Origin of the sequence: Rhizobium sp. S163 (assembly GCF_030380805.1) — a bacterium.
Classification (GTDB): Bacteria; Pseudomonadota; Alphaproteobacteria; order Rhizobiales; family Rhizobiaceae; genus Rhizobium.
The window spans coordinates 925321-944029 of sequence record NZ_JAUDSA010000018.1; the positions used below are offsets into that span (position 1 = coordinate 925321).

The 18709-nt window shown below is 62.0% G+C and carries 17 protein-coding genes; 6 read left to right on the forward strand and 11 right to left on the reverse strand.

What is annotated here, in order from left to right:
• Window positions 1–3 precede the first annotated feature (3 nt).
• Window positions 4–1032 carry a contractile injection system protein, VgrG/Pvc8 family gene (locus QTL96_RS20205; RefSeq protein WP_289728922.1) on the forward strand — a complete coding sequence of 343 codons (1029 nt, stop codon included), beginning with the start codon at window positions 4–6 and terminating at the stop codon, window positions 1030–1032.
• 141 nt (window positions 1033–1173) lie between these two features.
• A complete protein-coding gene (locus QTL96_RS20210) occupies window positions 1174–1983 on the forward strand; it encodes a DNA adenine methylase (RefSeq protein WP_289728923.1) in 810 nt (269 codons plus the stop codon).
• 319 nt (window positions 1984–2302) lie between these two features.
• Here QTL96_RS20210 and QTL96_RS20215 read toward each other — a convergent pair whose 3' ends face one another.
• Entirely contained in the window at window positions 2303–2755 is a 453-nt protein-coding gene (locus QTL96_RS20215; protein WP_289728924.1) for a DUF6331 family protein, read from the reverse strand.
• A gap of 805 nt (window positions 2756–3560) precedes the next feature.
• Window positions 3561–4751 (reverse strand): formaldehyde dehydrogenase, glutathione-independent, encoded by a 1191-nt coding sequence (gene fdhA, locus QTL96_RS20220; RefSeq protein ID WP_283195180.1) that lies wholly within the window; start codon window positions 4749–4751, stop codon window positions 3561–3563.
• A gap of 245 nt (window positions 4752–4996) precedes the next feature.
• Here fdhA and QTL96_RS20225 point away from each other — a divergent pair, with 245 nt between their 5' ends.
• Window positions 4997–5305, forward strand: a complete 309-nt coding sequence (locus tag QTL96_RS20225) for a Dabb family protein (RefSeq protein ID WP_113008693.1) — start codon at window positions 4997–4999, stop codon at window positions 5303–5305.
• Between the two features lie 31 nt (window positions 5306–5336).
• Here the strand turns inward: QTL96_RS20225 and QTL96_RS20230 are convergent, their stop codons facing one another.
• From QTL96_RS20230 to QTL96_RS20250, 5 genes are all read right to left on the reverse strand, one after another.
• On the reverse strand, window positions 5337–6236 hold the full coding sequence (locus tag QTL96_RS20230; protein WP_289728925.1) for a zinc ABC transporter substrate-binding protein: 900 nt from the start codon (window positions 6234–6236) through the stop codon (window positions 5337–5339).
• A 15-nt stretch (window positions 6237–6251) separates the two neighbouring features.
• The gene (locus tag QTL96_RS20235) at window positions 6252–7124 is read right to left on the reverse strand and encodes a metal ABC transporter permease (protein ID WP_112945783.1); all 873 of its coding nucleotides are present in this window, start codon (window positions 7122–7124) and stop codon (window positions 6252–6254) included.
• Entirely contained in the window at window positions 7121–7861 is a 741-nt protein-coding gene (locus tag QTL96_RS20240) for an ABC transporter ATP-binding protein (RefSeq protein WP_289729152.1), read from the reverse strand. The genes QTL96_RS20235 and QTL96_RS20240 overlap by 4 nt, the downstream gene beginning before the upstream one ends.
• A gap of 905 nt (window positions 7862–8766) precedes the next feature.
• The gene (locus QTL96_RS20245) at window positions 8767–9252 is read right to left on the reverse strand and encodes a peroxiredoxin (RefSeq protein WP_289728926.1); all 486 of its coding nucleotides are present in this window, start codon (window positions 9250–9252) and stop codon (window positions 8767–8769) included.
• Window positions 9253–9334: 82 nt separating this feature from the next.
• On the reverse strand, window positions 9335–10171 hold the full coding sequence (locus QTL96_RS20250; RefSeq protein WP_289728927.1) for a protein-disulfide reductase DsbD domain-containing protein: 837 nt from the start codon (window positions 10169–10171) through the stop codon (window positions 9335–9337).
• A gap of 139 nt (window positions 10172–10310) precedes the next feature.
• On the opposite strand from QTL96_RS20250, the gene QTL96_RS20255 reads away from it, so the two are divergent.
• From QTL96_RS20255 to QTL96_RS20265, 3 genes are all read left to right on the forward strand, one after another.
• Window positions 10311–10916 carry a YqgE/AlgH family protein gene (locus QTL96_RS20255; protein ID WP_289728928.1) on the forward strand — a complete coding sequence of 202 codons (606 nt, stop codon included), beginning with the start codon at window positions 10311–10313 and terminating at the stop codon, window positions 10914–10916.
• Between the two features lie 87 nt (window positions 10917–11003).
• On the forward strand, window positions 11004–11195 hold the full coding sequence (locus tag QTL96_RS20260; protein WP_289728929.1) for a CsbD family protein: 192 nt from the start codon (window positions 11004–11006) through the stop codon (window positions 11193–11195).
• 80 nt (window positions 11196–11275) lie between these two features.
• Window positions 11276–12361, forward strand: coding sequence for a putative zinc-binding metallopeptidase (locus tag QTL96_RS20265; protein WP_289728930.1), 1086 nt, complete (start codon window positions 11276–11278; stop codon window positions 12359–12361).
• Window positions 12362–12382: 21 nt separating this feature from the next.
• On the opposite strand, the gene QTL96_RS20270 is transcribed toward QTL96_RS20265, so the two are convergent.
• From QTL96_RS20270 to thrC, 4 genes are read right to left on the reverse strand one after another with little or no spacing between them, the layout of a single operon-like run.
• Window positions 12383–15295, reverse strand: coding sequence for an EAL domain-containing protein (locus QTL96_RS20270; protein WP_289728931.1), 2913 nt, complete (start codon window positions 15293–15295; stop codon window positions 12383–12385).
• Window positions 15292–15906, reverse strand: coding sequence for a GNAT family protein (locus QTL96_RS20275; protein ID WP_018899059.1), 615 nt, complete (start codon window positions 15904–15906; stop codon window positions 15292–15294). The genes QTL96_RS20270 and QTL96_RS20275 overlap by 4 nt, the downstream gene beginning before the upstream one ends.
• A gap of 29 nt (window positions 15907–15935) precedes the next feature.
• A complete protein-coding gene (locus QTL96_RS20280) occupies window positions 15936–17234 on the reverse strand; it encodes a pitrilysin family protein (protein WP_026283105.1) in 1299 nt (432 codons plus the stop codon).
• A gap of 27 nt (window positions 17235–17261) precedes the next feature.
• Window positions 17262–18662, reverse strand: a complete 1401-nt coding sequence (gene thrC, locus QTL96_RS20285) for a threonine synthase (RefSeq protein ID WP_289728932.1) — start codon at window positions 18660–18662, stop codon at window positions 17262–17264.
• Window positions 18663–18709: the final 47 nt, after the last annotated feature.

Here is an 18709-nt window from a genome sequence, read left to right on the forward strand (position 1 = left end):
GACATGCGCAAGCCCTTCGTCCAGGTCATTGGCCAGAGCGGTGCGGACCTCGTGCCCGGTTGGGCAGGTGCTTTCGTGTCGGCCGAATATACCGACAACGATGGCGGCGAAGCGGACGAGGTCAGCTTCACCTTCGCCGTCAAGCCACCATTTCCGGACAGTCCAGCAGAGGGCACCAAGTACCGTTTCCTTTATGGCTGGGCGGATGGCGACATGCGGGATGCCGGGCTGTTCACCTACCAGTCTGACAGCCTCGGAGGCGATGCCGAGAGCGGCTACATGATGACCATCACGGCCCGCTCAAGCGACTATATCGACGCCGACAAGGCGGCCGATAGTGAGCACTTCGAAGACACGACGGTGGGAGAAATCCTCGACAAACTCGCGGCCCGTGCCGGCAAGACTGCAGTTGTTGACGCATCGATTGCCTCGATCAAGATCCCATACAGGCTTCGCTATAACCAGTCGCTAACTGGCTTCGCGAACGAGTTGGCCGAGGAGTTTGGCGGGACGTTGAAATACGCCGGCGGAAAGATGCTGGTGCCGGCTAGATCGTCAGGCATGACGGCAAGTGGAAAGACCATGCCGACGATCTTGGCGCCCTTTGTCGAGGGCACCGGCTTCGAAATCTCTACCGAGGGAAAGACGCGCTACGCCGAGGTCGGCAACAGCTACTTCGATCCCGACGAGGGCATCCAGAAACTGGCCGAGGCCGCGTCGATTGGAACGTCCTCACGATACCTGTCTATGCACCCGGCGCGAAGCAAGTCCGAGGCGGAGCATTCGGCCAAAGCGCAGGGCGCGGAACACGCGCGAAATAGCGTCACGGGAAGCGTCGAAGCCGAGGGCGATATCGACGCGATGGCCGGCGCCCGAGTGAAGCTTTCGGGCTACGGCAGAAGTCGCGACGCGGCCGACCTTGTGGCTGCATCAATCCATCACAGCTTCACCTTCGACGAGGGCGGCGGCTGGCTGATGTCGATCGAACTCGGCAACCGAAAAACCAGCAAGGAGACCACCGGGACTGAGTAGCGAATGCCGGGCGTTAATTCGCCCGAGGATGGGATCAAGTTTGCCGACCGAACCCATCCGACAGCCTGATTGCACAACCGTCGCACTCGGCGCCCAAAGAGAGGCGCGGGAGATGCCTGACTGAGTCGTGAGATATTTGAAATGGTGAATTTTGATGCGTGGCGGGATGTCCCCAACACACAGCCGCCGGCGGCTTGGATCGGAGGTAAACGCGCGCTTGCCGCGCGTTTGGTCGCGATGATCCAGGCGACAAACCACACTCTCTATGCCGAGCCATTCGTTGGCATGGGCGGTGTCTTTTTCCGCCGGGTGCGGGTGCCGCGAGGCGAGGTCGTGAATGATCGAAATGGGGACGTCGTGAACCTATTTCGCATCCTTCAGCGGCACTATCCGCAGTTCATGGATACCCTCAAATTCCAGATCACCAGCCGGCGCGAATTCGATCGTCTGAAGGCCTGTGATCCCGCCACGCTGACCGATCTAGAGCGGGCCGCGCGCTTCATCTATCTTCAGAAGCTGTCGTTCGGCGGAAAGGTCTCCGGGCAGAACTTCGGCGTCCAGCGCGAGGGCTCCGCTCGGTTCAATCTCACCCGCCTGGCGCCGCTCCTCGAGGACGTCCATGAGCGCCTGGCCGGCGTCATCATCGAGAACCTGGATTGGTCGGATTTCATCGATCGCTATGACCGGCCGGGCACGCTGTTCTACCTCGACCCGCCTTACTTCGGCAGCGAGGGCGACTACGGCAAGGCGTTGTTTGGGCGGGAGCAATTCGGCCTAATGGCGGAGCGCCTGGCGAAGCTGAAGGGGCGCTTCATCCTGTCGATCAACGACGTGCCGGACATCCGCTCAATCTTTTCACGCTTCACCTTCGACGAGGCGGAGCTGAACTACACCATATCGTCCAACACACAGACGAAGGCCAGGGAGTTGATCATCACCGGCGGGGCTTGAGCATCCGCCAAGGCCGGGCCAGTAGCGGCGGATCAGGACGCCACCGTGAAAGCCCGGCCGTTGAATTTGAAGCTTCTTCGAAGAGGCTTTGAGATGGGGGCTGGCGGCCGGGTTCTAAAACTGCACAGCTGCAAAACCCGCTGTCAAAAATGCAAATTTTCGCGTCCGGCTACATCGGGAGAAGGGACTCGTGGCGCGCGCCTCTTGCTCCCCCTCTCCCCTCGGGGAGAGGGTAGGGTGAGGGGGCCACACGTTAGAACCGACGATCAGTGGACTGGGCCGATGTCGAAAGAGTTTGATCGCTTCGCGCGAGAAGCGGTCACTTAGGTGTTTCGATGATCCGTAGGAAATTCTGATATCTCTCGTCGACACGATCCTCTTGACTGGCATAGATGGCACAGCCTTCCGAGAGGGCGGAATCAATCTCACCAACCAGAGCAATCATCTGCTCTGCAGTCATGATCGCGTTGAACTCCGATATAACCACCTTTTCGACGCGGCGAACCGCCCCCCGAAGATTCGTTAGGAGTTCAGCTAGTCCAGAACGGATTTCGGCAACATCGCTATCCATGATGCATGCGTCCACCTTGGTAAGATGGTAGATTACGTTGAACGGAGAAAAGCTGAATGCGCTGATGCCGCAGCATTCCTTCTCACAGATAGTTTCGCAACTTTTACAAAGAGCCGCAACGGATGGTGGCAACGTAATATCGATAATGCCCTGCACATTGCACAGACCTTCGAAAGTCCGCAATGGGCCGAGTGCGGTCATCAACGCCGATCACGCGACGCCTTTAGCGGCGCTTCTCACCCTCCACACCCCGCAATATCAACCGCTTACACCACACATTTTCCCCGCGCTCACCGCCTGCGCCAAACTCACCCCGTCCCGTCTTCGGATACACCGGTTGCGTTACCGGCGAGGCGGGACCGGCGCTTTCGGGAAGCCCCTGACGCAGGGTGAAACGAGGGGCGTCGCGGAATGGTCCCGCCAGTGAAGAGCTGGTGTGCGGGTGCATAGGTCGGTTCGCCGATACCACGCGCCTATGCACATAAGGGACGGCGACTGGCCGACCGTGAAGTCCGGAAGGGTTTTGCGGAACGGCGCCGGGGTGCTGCGGGCGACAGGTCCGTGGAGGCCCACCCGGCGTCGATCAAGACGGCCCTTCGGGATGCCCGGGGAGCGAAAGCCTCAAGAATAAGAACAACCCCGCGAGCATATCTCTGAAAAGATGCCGATCACCCGGTAAAGGAACCAGGACACGATTGCAGACCGCCGAACGGGGCGCCGGAAGGTGTCAATAAAACTAAACTATTTACGAGGCAGCTTTTGGCGCCCCGTCCGATCAGATGCCGTATCAGCCGGGGGTGAAACCTGCCGGGGTAGAGGCATGTGTGTGGTGTAAAAGATGGCTAACGTCAGCGCCCGCGGCCCCCTCATCCGACCCTTCGGGCCACCTTCTCCCCGCGGGGGAGAAGGGAAAAGCGGCACCCTCTGTGCCATCTTCTCCTCTCCCCAGCGGGGAGAGGGTAGGGTGAGGGGGCCACACGCTAAAACGCTGGCCACCCCATATCCCTCAAGCCGCCTTCGCCACATCCCCATGCGGGTCGAGCACGAATTTCGTCGCGGCCCCGTGGTCGAAGCTCTCATAGCCCTGAACGGCCTCTTCGAGCGGGATCACCTTGGCGTTGACGATATCGGCGATCGGCAGGCGGTCGTGCAGGATCGCCTGCATCAGCTGCCGGTTATACTTCAGCACCGGCGTCTGGCCGGTGTGGAAGGATTGGGCCTTGGCCCAGCCAAGGCCGAAGCGCAGCGACAGGTTGCCTGATTTGGCGGCGCTGTCGACGGCGCCGGGGTCCTCGGTCACGTAGAGGCCGGGAATGCCGATCGAGCCGGCGGCGCGGGTGATGTCCATCATCTGGTTCAAGACGATCGCCGGCTGCTCACCGCCCGAATGGCCGCGCGCTTCGAAGCCGACGGCGTCGATCGCGCTGTCCACTTCGTTACTCCCGGTCACCTGCGCGATCATGTCGCCGAGACGGTCGCTCTTGGAAAGATCGATCGGCTCGAAGCCGACTTTGGCGGCATGCGCCAGGCGATCCTTGTTGAAGTCGCCGATCATCACCACAGCGGCACCGAGGATGCGGGCGGAAGCGGCAGCCGCAAGCCCGACCGGGCCGGCGCCTGCGACATAGACGGTCGAGCCGACGCCGACGCCGGCGCGCACCGCGCCATGGAAGCCGGTCGGAAGGATGTCTGAGAGCATGGTGAGATCGCGGATCTTCTCCATCGCCCGGTCGCGATCCGGAATTTTCAGGAGGTTGAAGTCGGCATAGGGGATAGTGACGTAGCGGGCCTGGCCGCCGATCCAGCCGCCCATGTCGACATAGCCATAGGCGCCGCCGGCGCGCGACGGGTTGACGGTGAGGCAGACGCCGGTGTCCTGCGACTTGCAGCAGCGGCAGCGGCCGCAGGCGACGTTGAACGGCACGGAGACGATGTCGCCGACCTCGAGCATCTCGACGTCGATGCCCTTTTCGATGATCTGGCCGGTGATTTCATGGCCGAGAACCAGCCCCGGCATCGCCGTGGTGCGGCCGCGCACCATATGCTGGTCCGATCCGCAGATATTGGTCGAGATCACCTTCAGGATCACGCCATGCTCGATGCGCCGCCCATCGGGTGCCTCGAGCTTCGGATCATCGATGTCATGGATTTCGACAACGCCGGGCCGCATGTAGACGACGCCACGGTTCTTGCTCATTTTCATCTCCTCCGTTGAAAATGCTGCGGTCCGCGCGGGCTCCTCTCCCTCGCGGTTATCGTCGCAGCTTAGAGGAGAATGTCGCCCACGTCGTCCCGTTTACGACGGTTTATCCGCCGGAAACGGTCGCTGACGAAGAAGTGAGGAGAGGAGCGCGCGCATCGGGGAGGGCTAATCTTTGCATCTTGCCCACGGCCGCATTCCCACTATGCTCTAGCGATAACAACATGTCGGGAGGCGACCATATGATCCTGCACTCAGTGCTGATGCGGCTGAAATCGGCCATCACGGGCGAAGAGAAGCAGTCCCTGTTTGAATCTATCGTCGCGCTGAAGCAGGTCATTCCGGGTATTCTGGATATCAAATACGGCCCGAACGTCTCGCCCGAGGGCCTGCATGCCGGCTTCGTCGATGGCTTTGCCGTCACCTTCGAAAGCCCGGAGGCGCGCGACGCCTATCTCGTCCATCCCGAGCATGTCGCCGTCGGCGAGCGCATCGTCTCATCGCTGGATGGCGGCCTCGGCGGCCTGATCGTCTTCGACCTGCAGGTCTGATCCCGCAGGTCGAAAGTCTCGGTTGCTATCGTCAGCTGCCCTTGCGCATCGCGGCGGAGATCTGGTCGACATTGTAGCGGAACATCTTCTCGTAGGTGGATGCCGGGCCCTTGGCATCCGACAGCGATTCCACATAGAGCTCGCCGCCAGGCTCTGCCCCCGTTGCCTTGGCGATCTGCTTGACGAGGCGCGGATCGTTGGAGTTCTCGAAGAAATAGGTCTTCACGTGCTCGGCCTTGATCTGCTCGATCAGCTTGGCAACTTCAGCCGCCGACGCCTCGCTTTCGGTCGAAACGCCGAGCGGCGCCAGGAAGCTCACATGATACTCCCGGCCGAAATAGCCGAAGGCGTCGTGGCTGGTCAGCACCTTGCGATGGTCCTCGGGGATATCCTTGAACTTCGCCTTGGCATAGGCATCCATCTCGTCGAGTTTCTTCGAATAGGCCTCGGCATTGGCCTTGAACGCCGCCGCATCGGCAGGATCGGCCGATGACAGCGCCTTCTCGATGTTGGCGACCCAGACCTTGACACTGACCGGGCTGTTCCACACATGCGGATCGGTCACGGTCTTGCCGTCCTCTTCCATGGTGCGCGTCTTCACGCCCTCGGAAACGGTCACCGGCGTGCCCTTGTAGCCCGATGCCGCAATCAGCCGATCCATCCAGCCTTCCAGCCCTTCGCCGCTGACGAAGGTGACCTTCGCGGCCTTCAGGTTCTTGGCGTCGGTGGGCGAGGGCTCGAATTCGTGGGGGTCGCCGTTCGGCCCGACAAGGCTCTTCACCTCGACATGGTCGCCGCCGACTTGGCTGACGACATCTGCCAGCACGGTGAAGGAGGCCACGACATGAAGCGTTTCGGCCGAAGCCGGCATGGCCGAGACGGCCATCAGCGCGGGAAGCGAGGCGGCAAGAAGCAATCTTCTATGGGGCATAGAAGGATCCTTTGGTTAGCCCTTGAGATGGGCGCGGGGGAAAAGACGCCGGGCAAGGCCCGACGGTGCGAAGAAGATGGAAAAGCCGTAGATCGCCGCCGCCGTCATGATGATCGTCGGCCCGGAGGCGAGCTCGAAATGGTAGGAGGCGATCAGCCCGAAATAGCCGGATGCCGCGGCACTCGCCGCCGCCACCAGCATCATCGACGGCAGGCTGCGTGACCAGAGCTGCGCGATCGCGGCCGGAAGCATCATCAGCCCCACCGCCATCAGCGTGCCGAGCGCCTGGAAGCTGGCGACGAGGTTGAGCACGACGAGCAGCAGGAACAGGAAGTGGTAGACCGGACCACGCCCGCCGATCGCCCTCAAGAAACTCGGGTCGAAGCATTCGGCGATCAGCGGCCGGTAGATCGCGGCGAGCACGATCAGCGTCAGCGTCGTGATCGCGCCGATCTGGTAAAGCGCCGGGGGATCGATAGCGAGGATGGTGCCGAACAGCACATGCAGCAGGTCGATATTCGAGCCCCTCAGCGAGACGATCAGCACGCCGAGCGCCAGCGACGCCAGATAGAAGCTGGCAAAGCTCGCATCCTCCTGCAGCACCGTCACCCGGCTGACCGCACCTGATAAAAGCGCCACCGCGAGCCCCGCCACCAGTCCACCGATCCCCATCGCCGTCAGCGACAGCGATCCGGCGACGAGATAGCCGATCGCCGCCCCTGGCAGGATCGCATGGCTCATCGCATCGCCCATCAGGCTCATGCGCCGCAGCATCAAGAACACGCCGATCGGCCCGGAGCCGAGCCCGAGGCACAGGCACGCGACCAGCGCCCGACGCATGAAGCCGTAATCGACGAAGGGCGCGAAGAACAGATCGTAGATGGTCATGCGGCGGGCGCGCAGGCGTCTGCGTCCTCATCCCAGCGCTCGGCCATCGCCCGCGCCTTCAACAGGTTCTCGGCCGACATCGCGGTCGCCGTCGGCCCCCAATCGATCATCTCGCGGGCGAGAAGCAGCGTCTGCGGGAAATGCGCACGGATCTGCTCGAAGTCGTGCAGCACCGCCAAGATGGTGCGCCCGTCGCCATGCCATCGCCGGATCATCTCGATCAGGTCGCGGGTGGTGCGGGCATCGATCGCGGTAAACGGCTCGTCGAGCAGGATCACCTTGGCGTCCTGCAACAACAGCCGCGCGAACAGCACGCGCTGCAATTGGCCCGACGACAACGACCCGATCTGCCGCCGCTCGAAGCCCTCCAGCCCGACCGCCGAAATCGCCTCGCGTGCTTTCACCATCTCCGCACCCGACACACGTGAGAACGCCCCGGCCTGCCGCCATGCGCCAAGCAGCACGGTATCGAGCACCGAAATCGGAAACCGCCTGTTGATATCCGCCGCCTGCGGCAGGTAGCCGAAATCGGTGCGCTGCAGCCGATGCTCGACGCGCCCTTCGCTCGGCCTGAGCTCGCCCATGATCGCCTTCAACAGCGTCGACTTCCCCGCCCCATTCGGCCCGGCAATCGCAGTCAGGCTGCCGGCCGTAATCGCGCCGGAGACATGGTGCACGGCCGGATGCCGGTTATAGGCGACGGTGAGATTGGAAAGCCGGATCAGCTCTTCGCTCATGGCAGCACGACCGCCCATGCTATGGCGGTCCAGAGCAGGGCGGCCAGGATGACGACCGCAATCACCCGGTGGATGGCGGATGCTCCGATCAGACCGGTATGCTTCATCGTGGCCTCAAATGTAATAACGTAACGGTTATGTTATGTTGTAACAATTGCGGCAAAAATGTGACGATTGCGCGTGGGGCGTTGCTCCGTGGTGCCGAATGGTTCCGATAATCGTCTTGAAAGTGTTCCCGATGATGACCAACGGATGAAGCGGTTGCCCGGAATTGGGAGGCCACCACAGGTCGGGAAACTAAATATTAGTCATGGGAAAGAAAATCAGGGCGTGCATTAATCTTAGAAAAAAATCGCAGGAACAACGTCTAGGTTGTGGATTTTTCCTAAAACGAGGTACGAAAACCCGAAAGGAAAAATCATGAAGATGTGTTTTTCGTTCTGCGTCATACCTTTCGTGATCATCGCAAGTGGTTGCGTGGCAACGGATGAGTATACGTCTAGCGTGTGTGAAAACACGCCTCGCACCATGTCCAAAATGCCCCATGATTGGCAGCAGCGGCATCGTGAGCGGTGCGGCAGCGACACGGCTCGCAGCAATGCGGATGGCGACCATTGGGGCTCTTCGTCGGTCTATCGCAGGACGGCGATTTCGGGGCCTGATCCCCGGCCGACAAGCGCACCGGCGGCCGCGGCTCCGGTGGCGCCGACGCCTCCAACCCCGCCCGCTCCACCAGCTCCACCGGCTCCGCCGACACCCCCGGATATAGAGGTGTTCTGACGGCTTGGGATCGGAGCGGCTGCAATCGCTTGCGATACGGCCGATGCAAAAACGCAAGCGGCCGTCCTCGGCCGCTTGCGTCCGTTTTCACGCTCGACGGTGATACTTGCCGAGCAGGCAAATCTTCAAAGCTGCTCGATCATCGTCGCGGCGCTCGAAACCGTCGCCTGACCCGGATTGTCCTCGACGTTGAGCGACTTCACGACGCCGTCCTCGACCAGCATCGAGTACCGCTTGGAGCGCACGCCGAGGCCGCCGCCGGAGAGGTCGGCGTCGAGGCCGATGGCCTTGGTGAAGGAGGCGTCCCAGTCGGGGAGGAAATGGATCTTGCCCATGCCGCCCGAGGATTGCGCCCAGGCGCCCATGACGTGCCAGTCGTTGACGGCGATGACCGCAATGTCGTCGACGCCCTTGCCGAGAATGGTGTCGCGGTTTTCGAGATAGCCGGGCAGGTGGTTGAGCGAGCAGGTCGGCGTGAAGGCGCCGGGGACGGCGAAGAGCACCACGCGCTTGCCCTTGAACAATGCGTCGGTCGTGGTCTCGACCGGACCGTCAGCCGTCTTTTCCTTGAAGGTCGCCGAAGGCAGTGTCTCGCCGATTGCAATGGTCATGACTATCTCCTGGTTGTTGTTTGGCAGGCGCCGTGGGGCGCAGACGTTGGGATCAAGGGCAGGTGTGAATGATAGGATCGGCCTATTTGAAAGCAAGCGGGCTTTCGATTGCGCGCGCCCCATCGATCACAAGCGCGCTCCAGCTTTTGCCCGATATGTCGTAATTCTTGGGCAGCTTGCCGATCGCAACTGTCGTCGTCAGCGAAGCGCCATCGCGCTTGCTCATCAGCTGCTTGGTGAACACATAGCCGCTCGGGCCGGCAATGACCACGTCGGGCGTCGTGTCGCCGATGTCGGGGAGCGTGATATTGAGCGTCAGCTCCTTCTGGTCGGCCGACAGCGTGTGCTTGGTTACCTTGAACTTCGAGGAGGGCGCCTCCGGCAGCCGCGCGTCGGCCGTGTCAAGAATGGCCTTTTCCTCCGGCTGCGATTGCCCCGCGGACGAAAGCGCGAGCGTGAAGTCGGCCTGGAAGGGCACGCAGATATCCTTGCAGATGCCGATGAAAGCCTGGGCTCTGATCTCCGTTGCGTCGCGCTTTGCCGACAGGGTCAGCGGCAGCGTCACCGGCGCGTCGTAGCCGATGTCGTCGAGCCTGTCGTCCTTGATGTGCTTTGGAATGGGGTAGCCGATCTTGTCGAGCGTCACCCCCGTCTCGGGTGCGATCGTGATCTGCGGGGGGATGCCGCTATTGCCCGGTTCGCGCCAATAGGTGATCCATCCGGCGTTCGGTTCGATCTGCAGCCCGGCGCGGATCTTGCCGTGTTCATCGGGTGAAAGCGCCACCAGCCGCATCCGCCCGCCGGCATTGTCGACCCAGGCGCTGGTCCCGGCGTTCACCGAGGACAGGGTCGGCAGGGAGAGGCCAGCGGCCGTGGCGAGGATCAGGACGAGGCGTCGTGTGTATGGGGCAAAGGTCATGCGGCAATGGTTATTCAAATCCGCTGCCCTTCGCCAGCAGCCGCATCCGATTTAATTTTCATTTTCAGTTGATTGAAACAGGACATTGGCCCATGTTTCTCTTGTCGGCGCCTCGAGCGGTCTGGCATCAGGAGGTATTATGTCCCTGTCGACCCTGAAAAACAGACGTGAACGCGGCTTCTTCGACGGCCAGTTCCTGATCGCCATGCCCGGCGTATCGGACAGCAATTTCGCCCGCACGGTGATTTACATCTGCGCCCATTCCGATGCCGGCGCCATGGGTTTCATCATCAATCGCTCTCAGGAGCTTTCGTTCACCGACGTGCTGATGCATCTCGACATGATCAAGAGTGACGAGGCGATCCTCATGCCGCCGCCATCTGGCGACCTGTCGATCCAGACCGGCGGGCCGGTCGAAAGCGGCCGCGGCTTCGTCTTGCATTCCGATGATTATCTCTGCGATTCAAGCATTCCTGTTAGCGATGATATCTGCATGACGGCGACGCTCGACATCATCCGCGCCATTGCCAAGGGCGAGGGGCCGAAGCGCGCCACCATGCTGCTCGGCTATGCCGGCTGGGGCGCCGGCCAGCTTGAGGCGGAGATCGCGAGCAATGGCTGGCTGAATTGCCCGGCCAACGACGCCCTCATTTTCGATCCCAATCTCGACGACAAATACGAGCGTGCACTGGCCGGCATGGGCATTTCGGCGGCCATGCTCTCCACCGAAGCCGGCCACGCCTGAAGCTGAAAAAATTCGCGGAACGAATAGCTGCGAACCACGTTCTCTTTTCGCACCGGGCACGAGGCCCGTTCCAAAAGGAGACATCAGATGGGTAGCACCAGCGACAAGATTTCCGGCAAGGCCAACGAAATCGCCGGCAAGGCGAAGCAGGCTGTCGGCAAGGCGACCGGCGACAATTCGACCCGCGCCAAGGGCGCCGTCCAGGAAGCCAAGGGCAAGGCCCAGACCGCCAAGGGCGATGCCAAAGGCAAGATTAAGGATGTCGTCGATCGCATGTGATCGAAAGCATCCCCGCAATGGCCCGTCGCGCATCCGCGCTGCGGGTCGTTTTGTATCAACACCACGCTATGGGGCGTTCCATGCGGCTTTTCGCCTGCGATAACTGCGATCAGGTCGTGCACTTCGACAACCGGCAATGCGTCCGCTGCAACCATCGCCTCGGCTTCTTAGCTGACGATCTCTCGATGCGAGCGCTCGAGCCGCGCGACGAGACGCTGTGGCAGTTGACGTCGGACCCTCAGCGCGGGGTGCGCTTCTGCGCCAATGCCGGTCTCGACATCTGCAACTGGCTGGTCAATGCGGATGACGAAAATCCGTTCTGCATGGCCTGCCGCTACAATCGCCTGGTGCCGAACACCCATACGCAGGAGGGGATCGATCGCTGGCGCCGCATCAGCCAGGCGCAGCGCCATCTCTTCTATTCGCTGCTGCGCTGGCGCCTGCCGCCGCCTGACCGTATCGAGGATCCGCAAGGCGGCTTGGTATTCGATTTCCTCGAGGATGAAGTGCAGGTCGACGGCAACATCATCCCGGCCATGACGGGCCACGACGAAGGCGTCATCGCCATCCGCGCCGCCGAGGCCGACGACATCACCCGCGAACTAGCCCGCGCCTCGATGAACGAACCCTATAGAACGCTTCTCGGCCATTTCCGCCACGAGATCGGACACTTCGTCTGGAACCGCCTGGTCCGCGACCGCGATGCCTTCGACGGCTTCCGCGCCGTTTTCGGCGATGAGCGCCAGGATTATGGCCAGGCGCTGCAGAACCATTACCAGAACGGCGCGCCTCTCGGCTGGCAGCAGAGCTTCATCAGCGCTTATGCGGCGGCCCATCCCTGGGAGGATTTTGCCGAGTGTTTCGCGCATTATCTGCACATCGTCGATACGCTGGAGACGGCGCGCGGCTTCGGCATCGCGATCGATCCGCGCGGTCATGAGGAAATGGCGTCCGAGGTGGATTTCAACCCTTATCGGGCGGCGAGCGCCGAGCAACTGGTCAGCGCCTGGGTGCCGCTATCAGTGGCGATCAATGCCATCCAGCGCAGCATGGGCCAGCCGGATTCCTACCCCTTCGTGCTGTCGAACGCTGTCGTCGAAAAGCTCGAATATCTACACCGGCTGATCCAGGATCGCGTCGCCGAGCCACGGCAAGTCGCGGCCTGAACTTCAGCGGCCTGAGAGACCTCAGGCGCGCTTGGTCAGCGGAAAGCGTTCCTTCAGCAGCCGCAGCACAGATTCCGACGCCATCGGCGGACCGAAGAGGTAGCTCTGGCCGTAGGTGCAGCCCATCTTCGCCAGCTCGATCGCATCCTCGTTGGACTCGATCCCCTCGGCGACGACCTTCATTTCGAGCTCCCGCGCCATGGAGATCACCGAGCGCAGCACGGTCGACTTCCGGTCGCTGGTGTCGCAGACCAGCGTCTTGTCGAGCTTGATCGTGTCGAACGGGAAGCGGGTGAGGTAGGAGAGCGAGGAATAGCCGGTGCCGAAATCGTCGAGCGCCAGCCCAAGGCCGATCTCGCGCAGCTTGCCCAGCACTAGGCGCGCCTGTTCCGGGTTTTCCATCACCATCGTCTCGGTCAGCTCCAGCTTCAGCCGGGTCGGATCGCAATGGGTCTTGGCGAGAACCGAGCGCACGTCGTCATAGAGATCGTTGTTGAGGAGCTGGGCGCTGGAGAGATTGATCGACACGAAGATCGGCAGCTCGCCGGTCTGGCTCTCCCAGGCCATCAGGTCGTTGGTCGCCTGTTCGAGCGCGAAGACGCCGAGCATATTGATGATGTCGGAAGCTTCCGCAATCGGGATGAATTCGGACGGCGGGATGTTGCCGCGCTTCGGATGCTCCCAGCGCATAAGTGCCTCGAAACCGGCGATCTCGACATCTTCCAGGCCGGCGATCGGCTGGTAGACCATCGACAGTTCCTTGCGCTCCAGCGCACGGCGGAGATCCGATTCCAGTTGCAGCCGATCGGCGCCGAAGTCGCGGAAGGCGGGTTGGAACGGCTCGACGCGATTGCCGCCGGCGCGTTTGGCCCGGTACATGGCAAGCTCGGAATCGCTCAGCATGCCCGTCGCGTTTTCCTGCTGGTCGACGAAGGAGGCAAGCCCGATCGACGCCGTCAGAATGATCTCGCGGTTGGCGAAGTTGATCGGCACCATGATCGCCTTGCTGATCGCATCGGCGAAGTCGGCGATCTTGGCGGGATCGCGTTCGGAAACGAGGATAAGGCCGAACTGATCGCCGGAGAGACGCGCCAGCGTGTCCTGCGGCTTCAAGAGCCGGCGAAGACGGCGGGTAAGCGCGATCAGGATGTTGTCGCCGGCGGCTACGCCAAGTGCGTCGTTGACCAGCTTGTAGCGGTCGATATCGATCACCATCACGGTCGGCCTGAGCGTATCGCCACCCGGCGCCAGCGCCAGCACGCCCTGCAGGCGGTCGAGGAACAGCTGGCGGTTGGGAAGGCCGGTCAGGTTGTCGTGCAGCGCGTCCTGCAGCAGCCGGTCGATCGAGTTCTTCTGCTCGGTCACGTCGATTACGGTGCCGACGCAGCGGATCACTTCGCCGTTGGAATCGAGCACCGGCCGGGCGCGGATCAGCAGCCAGTGGAAATGCCCGTCCTCGGCGCGAATGCGGAACTCGTGGTTCAGCCGGCCGCGGCGATGTTCGAGCAGCACGTCGAGCGTAGCGCGGAAACGGTCGCGATCGTCGGGGTGCAGGCGCGGCAGCCAGTTGCGGGCGGCACCATGCATCGTGCCGGGCGAAAGGCCGAGCTTGACGGAAACGTCAGGGATGGTGACGACGCGGTCGCGCGCCACGTCCCAGTCCCACACCATGTCGCCGGAGCCGGTCAGCGCCAATGATTGCCGTTCGAGATCGGAGAACAGCCCCTGCTGGAACGTGCCGCCGGCAAAGGCGTGCTGCATGACGGTGAAGCCGATCAGAAGCACGATCAGCACGAGACCACCGCCGAGCGCCGGCTGGATGATGTCGTTGTCGAGCTGGCCGGTGATCGTCAGCCAGCCGCCGAACAGCCAGACCAGGATCAGCGCCCAGGCGGGCACCAAGAGAATGGCGCGGTCGTAGCGGTTGAGGCCGAGATAGATGATCAGCAGCAAGCCCAGCGTCGCGGTGAGCGCGAAGGACAGGCGGGCGATGCCGGCGGCGATGGCAGGGTCGTAGATCGCCACGCCGAAGAGCAGCGCCAGACCCAGCACCCACGCCAGCGTCACGTAGCCGAGATGCGTATGCCACCGGTTGAGGTTGAGATAGGTGAAGAGGAAGATGACTAAACTCGATGCCAGCGCCACTTCCGCGCAGGCGCGCCATATTCGCTGGTCCGCCGAAGCGATGCTAACGAGCTTGCCGAGAAAGCCGAAATCGACGCAGATATAGCCGAGCACCGCCCAGGCGAGTGCGGCCGTCGCCGGCAGCATCGAGGTGCCCTTGACGACGAAAAGGATGGTGAGGAACACCGCCAGCAGGCCGGCGATCCCGAGCACGATGCCGCGATAGAGCGTGAACGCGTTGATCGTGTCCTTGTAGGCGTCGGGCTCCCACAAATAGATCTGCGGCAGTTCCGGCGTCGAAAGCTCGGCGACGAAGGTGATGACGGAGCCCGGGTTGAGCGTGATGCGGAAGACGTCGGAATCGTCACTCGGCTGCCGGTCGAGCGCGAAGCCCTCGCTCGGCGTGATGGCGATGATGCGCTGCGAGCCGAGGTCGGGCCAGAACAGCTTGGAATTCACCAGACGGAAATGCGGTGCGACGATGACGCGCTCCAGCTGTTCGTCGGAAACGTTGGCAAGCGCGAAGACCGCCCAGTCGCCCTGGTGGTTGCCCGAGCTCGAGCGCACCTCGATGCGCCGGCGAATGCCGTCGGCGCCGGCCGCGGTCGAAACCTGAAAGGCCTCGCCCTGGTTGGCGTAGATCTCGGTGGTCTTGGTCAGATCGAGCGCGGTGTCGTCGCGGGAAATCTTTACCGGTTCGGCCGCCTGCGCGACCCCTGCCATCAGCGCCAAAGCCGACAGGAAAAGCGCTGCGATCACCGCGACGAAACGTCCATATGGTGATAGGTGCAGCATGCGTTTGTTGGTCATCGGCTGTCGGTTATCCTGCCTTTATCCGTATCGGTGGCGAGCAGTGAAAACATCACGTGATCATGCCACTGACCGTTGATCTTCAAGTATCCGCGCAGATAGCCTTCCCGCTGAAACCCGGCTTTTTCAAGCAGGCGGATGCTCCGAGCATTGTCTGGAATACAGGCTGCTTCGATACGGTGCAACTCAAGGCCTGCGAAGATGTAGGGTATAACCAATTGAAGTGCGGCGAACATATGGCCCTGGCCGGCATGCGCTTCGCCCATCCAGTAGCCGATCATGCAGCTCTGTGCCGCCCCGCGCCTGATGTAGCCGATGGTGATGCCGCCGAGCAGCGTCATGTTTTCACGGTGGAAAAGCAGCAGCGGAACGGCTTGTCCCGACGCGTATTCCTGCTTGCCGCGAATGACGCGCGCCCGGTACGAGCCCTCCGTCAGCTCGTCGCGGCGCCAGGTCGGCTCCCAGCGCTCGAGAAAGCCGCGGCTTGCCGACCGCAGCTTGTGCCACTGGTTGAAATCCTGGTAGCGCGGCAGCCGCAGCACATAATTGGCGTCTTCGATTTCAACTGCTTCCGGCTGCCGAGACAGGAACCGAAACACCGATTTTGGCATCGATCACTCCCGGCAACGCGAATGCAGGTTCAAAGTACGGCTTGCTTGCCCTGTGGGGCAGGCGAGGTGAGCGACGCGGCGATGTCTTCCATCGGCGCCAGGTGCTCAAGCGGGCCGATCGCCGACAGCGTCGGCACGGTGTCGAAGAACAGCCGGCCCGCAAGGTCGGTCAGCCTTTCGATGGTGATGCCTTCGAGCCGCTCCATCATTTCAGGATTGGAGATCGGCCGGCCGTAGAGCATCATCTGCCGCGCCACCTGGCCGGCGCGCGCTGCTGGGCTTTCCTGGCCCATCAGAAGCTGCGCGCGGATCTGTGCGCGGGCACGCTCGATTTCCTTCTGGTCGATCGAGGTCGCCGACTTGTGCAGCTCGTCGATGATGACGGGCACCAGTTCCGGCAGGTTCTCGCCGCCGGTCGCGGCATGAATGCCGAAGATGCCGGTGTCGGAAAAGCCCCAGTGGAATGCATAGATCGAATAGCAGAGTCCGCGGATTTCGCGCACTTCCTGGAACAGGCGGGACGACATGCCGCCGCCGAGGATGTTGGCGAGGATCTGCGAACAGTAGAAGTCGCGCGCGTGATAGGCCTTGCCCTCGAAGCCCAGCAGGATCTGGGCGTCCATCAGGTCGCGCGTCTCGCGGATGTTGCCGCCGATATACTTGGCGGGGTCCATGACCGGCGTGGCGCTCGGCGCCGTCGGCAGCGACGCGAATCGCTCCTCGACCATGCGCACGAACTCGTCATGCTGCACGGCGCCGGCGGCGACCACGAACATGCGGTCGGTCGTGTAGTTGCGGCTGAGATAGCCGCGGATCTGCTGCGGCGTGAACGAGACCACCGTCTGCGGGGTGCCGAGAATGGCGCGGCCGAGCGTCTGGTCGCGATAGGCGACTTCGGAAAACCGGTCGAACACCACATCATCGGGCGTGTCGTTGGCGGCGTTGATTTCCTGCAGGATGACCTGCTTCTCACGCTCCAGCTCTTCCTCTTCGAAAGCGGATTCGGTGAGAATGTCAGCCAGGATATCGACGGCGAGCGGCACGTGGTCTTTCAGGACGCGCGCGTAGTAGGAGGTCGTTTCGGTCGAGGTGGCGGCGTTTACTTCGCCACCGACATCCTCGATCTGTTCGGCGATCTCGCGGGCGCTGCGGCGCGCGGTTCCCTTGAAGGCCATGTGTTCGAGCAGGTGGGCAATCCCGTGCTCGTCTGTCGTCTCGTTGCGCGAACCTGATTTGATCCAGACCCCGAGCGCTGCACTTTCGAGATGCGGCATGGTCTGTGTCACTACTGTCAGCCCGGATTTGAGCCGGGTGCACTCAACTGTCATTGGCTATCTTTCTGCGCCTTCTGCCGATTAGGCCCGGGAATGCTCGTCGATAAATGTTTCTACCTCTTTGAGCTCGGGCTTAACGATCTGAAAGCGCTCCTCCTTGTCCATCAAATCAGCAAGCCACGTCGGAAGCGCGGGGTCAATACCGGATGCGGATTTTACGGCGGCGGGGAACTTAGCCGGATGCGCGGTGGCAAGCGTTACCATCGGCGAATTGGCCTTTTCGTGCTTGTCGGCAATGAAAACGCCGATCGCCGAATGCGGATCGAGCAGATAGCCGGTCTTTTCGAGCGTGGTCTTGATCGTCTCGGCCACCTGCTTTTCGCTGGCGCGGCCGGCGCGGAAATCCTTCTTGATGAAGGACATGGCATCGGCCGAAATATCGAAGCCGTTCGACTGTTTCAGGCTGTCCATGGCGGCGCGAACCTTCGAGGCATCGCGGCCATAGGCCTCAAACAGCAGTCGTTCGAAATTCGAGGAGATCTGGATATCCATCGACGGCGAGGTCGTCGCCTTGACGTCCTTCATCTCGTAGCGGCCGGTCTTGATGGTGCGCGCCATGATGTCGTTTTCGTTGGTGGCGACGACCAGCTTGCCGATCGGCAGGCCCATGCGCTTGGCGCAGTAACCGGCGAAGATATCGCCGAAATTGCCCGTCGGCACGGTGAACGAGACCTTGCGGTCCGGTGCGCCCAGCGTGATCGCCGTCGTGAAATAGTAGACGATCTGCGCCATGATGCGCGCCCAGTTGATCGAGTTGACGCCCGAGAGCTTCACCTTGTCGCGGAAGGCGCCGTCGTTGAACATCGCCTTCACGAGGTTCTGGCAATCGTCGAAATTGCCCTCGACTGCGAGCGCATGCACGTTCGACGCCGTCGATGTCGTCATCTGCCGCTGCTGCACCGGCGAAACCTTGCCATGCGGGAAGAGAATGAAGATGTCGGTGCGCTCGCGGCCTGCGAATGCGTCGATTGCAGCCCCGCCCGTGTCGCCCGAGGTGGCGCCGACGATGGTGGCGCGCTCGCCGCGCTTTTCCAGCGCATAGTCCATCAGCCGCGCCAGAAGCTGCATCGCCACATCCTTGAAAGCGAGCGTCGTGCCGTGGAAGAGCTCCATGACGAAGCTGTTCGGGCCGGTCTGCACCAGGGGTGCGATCGCCGGATGGCGGAAGGTGCCGTAGGCTTCGTCGATCATTGCCCGAAACGTGTCGGCTGGAATTTCACCGTTGGTGAACGGCGACAGGATGGTGAAGGCGATATCCTGGTAGCTCTTGCCGCGCAGCGCCCGGATTTCCTTCTTGGAGAATTGCGGCCATTCGCGCGGCACATAGAGGCCACCGTCACGCGCCAGACCCGCCAGCAATGCATCGCAGAAACCGAGAGCAGGGGCTTTGCCGCGGGTCGAGATATATTCCACTGTCGTCATCCTTGATGTGCCGGCCTAGATAAAATCCGGATTGAAGAGAAAACCTG

Excerpts from the sequence above, each read along its gene's own strand:
- QTL96_RS20205 (WP_289728922.1), top strand. The coding sequence starts at position 4 with ATGCGCAAGCCCTTCGTCCAGGTCATTGGCCAGAGCGGTGCGGACCTC.
- QTL96_RS20210 (WP_289728923.1), top strand. The coding sequence starts at position 1,174 with ATGGTGAATTTTGATGCGTGGCGGGATGTCCCCAACACACAGCCGCCG.
- QTL96_RS20215 (WP_289728924.1), bottom strand. The coding sequence starts at position 2,755 with ATGACCGCACTCGGCCCATTGCGGACTTTCGAAGGTCTGTGCAATGTG.
- fdhA (WP_283195180.1), bottom strand. The coding sequence starts at position 4,751 with ATGAGCAAGAACCGTGGCGTCGTCTACATGCGGCCCGGCGTTGTCGAA.
- QTL96_RS20225 (WP_113008693.1), top strand. The coding sequence starts at position 4,997 with ATGATCCTGCACTCAGTGCTGATGCGGCTGAAATCGGCCATCACGGGC.
- QTL96_RS20230 (WP_289728925.1), bottom strand. The coding sequence starts at position 6,236 with ATGCCCCATAGAAGATTGCTTCTTGCCGCCTCGCTTCCCGCGCTGATG.
- QTL96_RS20235 (WP_112945783.1), bottom strand. The coding sequence starts at position 7,124 with ATGACCATCTACGATCTGTTCTTCGCGCCCTTCGTCGATTACGGCTTC.
- QTL96_RS20240 (WP_289729152.1), bottom strand. The coding sequence starts at position 7,861 with ATGAGCGAAGAGCTGATCCGGCTTTCCAATCTCACCGTCGCCTATAAC.
- QTL96_RS20245 (WP_289728926.1), bottom strand. The coding sequence starts at position 9,252 with ATGACCATTGCAATCGGCGAGACACTGCCTTCGGCGACCTTCAAGGAA.
- QTL96_RS20250 (WP_289728927.1), bottom strand. The coding sequence starts at position 10,171 with ATGACCTTTGCCCCATACACACGACGCCTCGTCCTGATCCTCGCCACG.
- QTL96_RS20255 (WP_289728928.1), top strand. The coding sequence starts at position 10,311 with ATGTCCCTGTCGACCCTGAAAAACAGACGTGAACGCGGCTTCTTCGAC.
- QTL96_RS20260 (WP_289728929.1), top strand. The coding sequence starts at position 11,004 with ATGGGTAGCACCAGCGACAAGATTTCCGGCAAGGCCAACGAAATCGCC.
- QTL96_RS20265 (WP_289728930.1), top strand. The coding sequence starts at position 11,276 with ATGCGGCTTTTCGCCTGCGATAACTGCGATCAGGTCGTGCACTTCGAC.
- QTL96_RS20270 (WP_289728931.1), bottom strand. The coding sequence starts at position 15,295 with ATGACCAACAAACGCATGCTGCACCTATCACCATATGGACGTTTCGTC.
- QTL96_RS20275 (WP_018899059.1), bottom strand. The coding sequence starts at position 15,906 with ATGCCAAAATCGGTGTTTCGGTTCCTGTCTCGGCAGCCGGAAGCAGTT.
- QTL96_RS20280 (WP_026283105.1), bottom strand. The coding sequence starts at position 17,234 with ATGACAGTTGAGTGCACCCGGCTCAAATCCGGGCTGACAGTAGTGACA.
- thrC (WP_289728932.1), bottom strand. The coding sequence starts at position 18,662 with ATGACGACAGTGGAATATATCTCGACCCGCGGCAAAGCCCCTGCTCTC.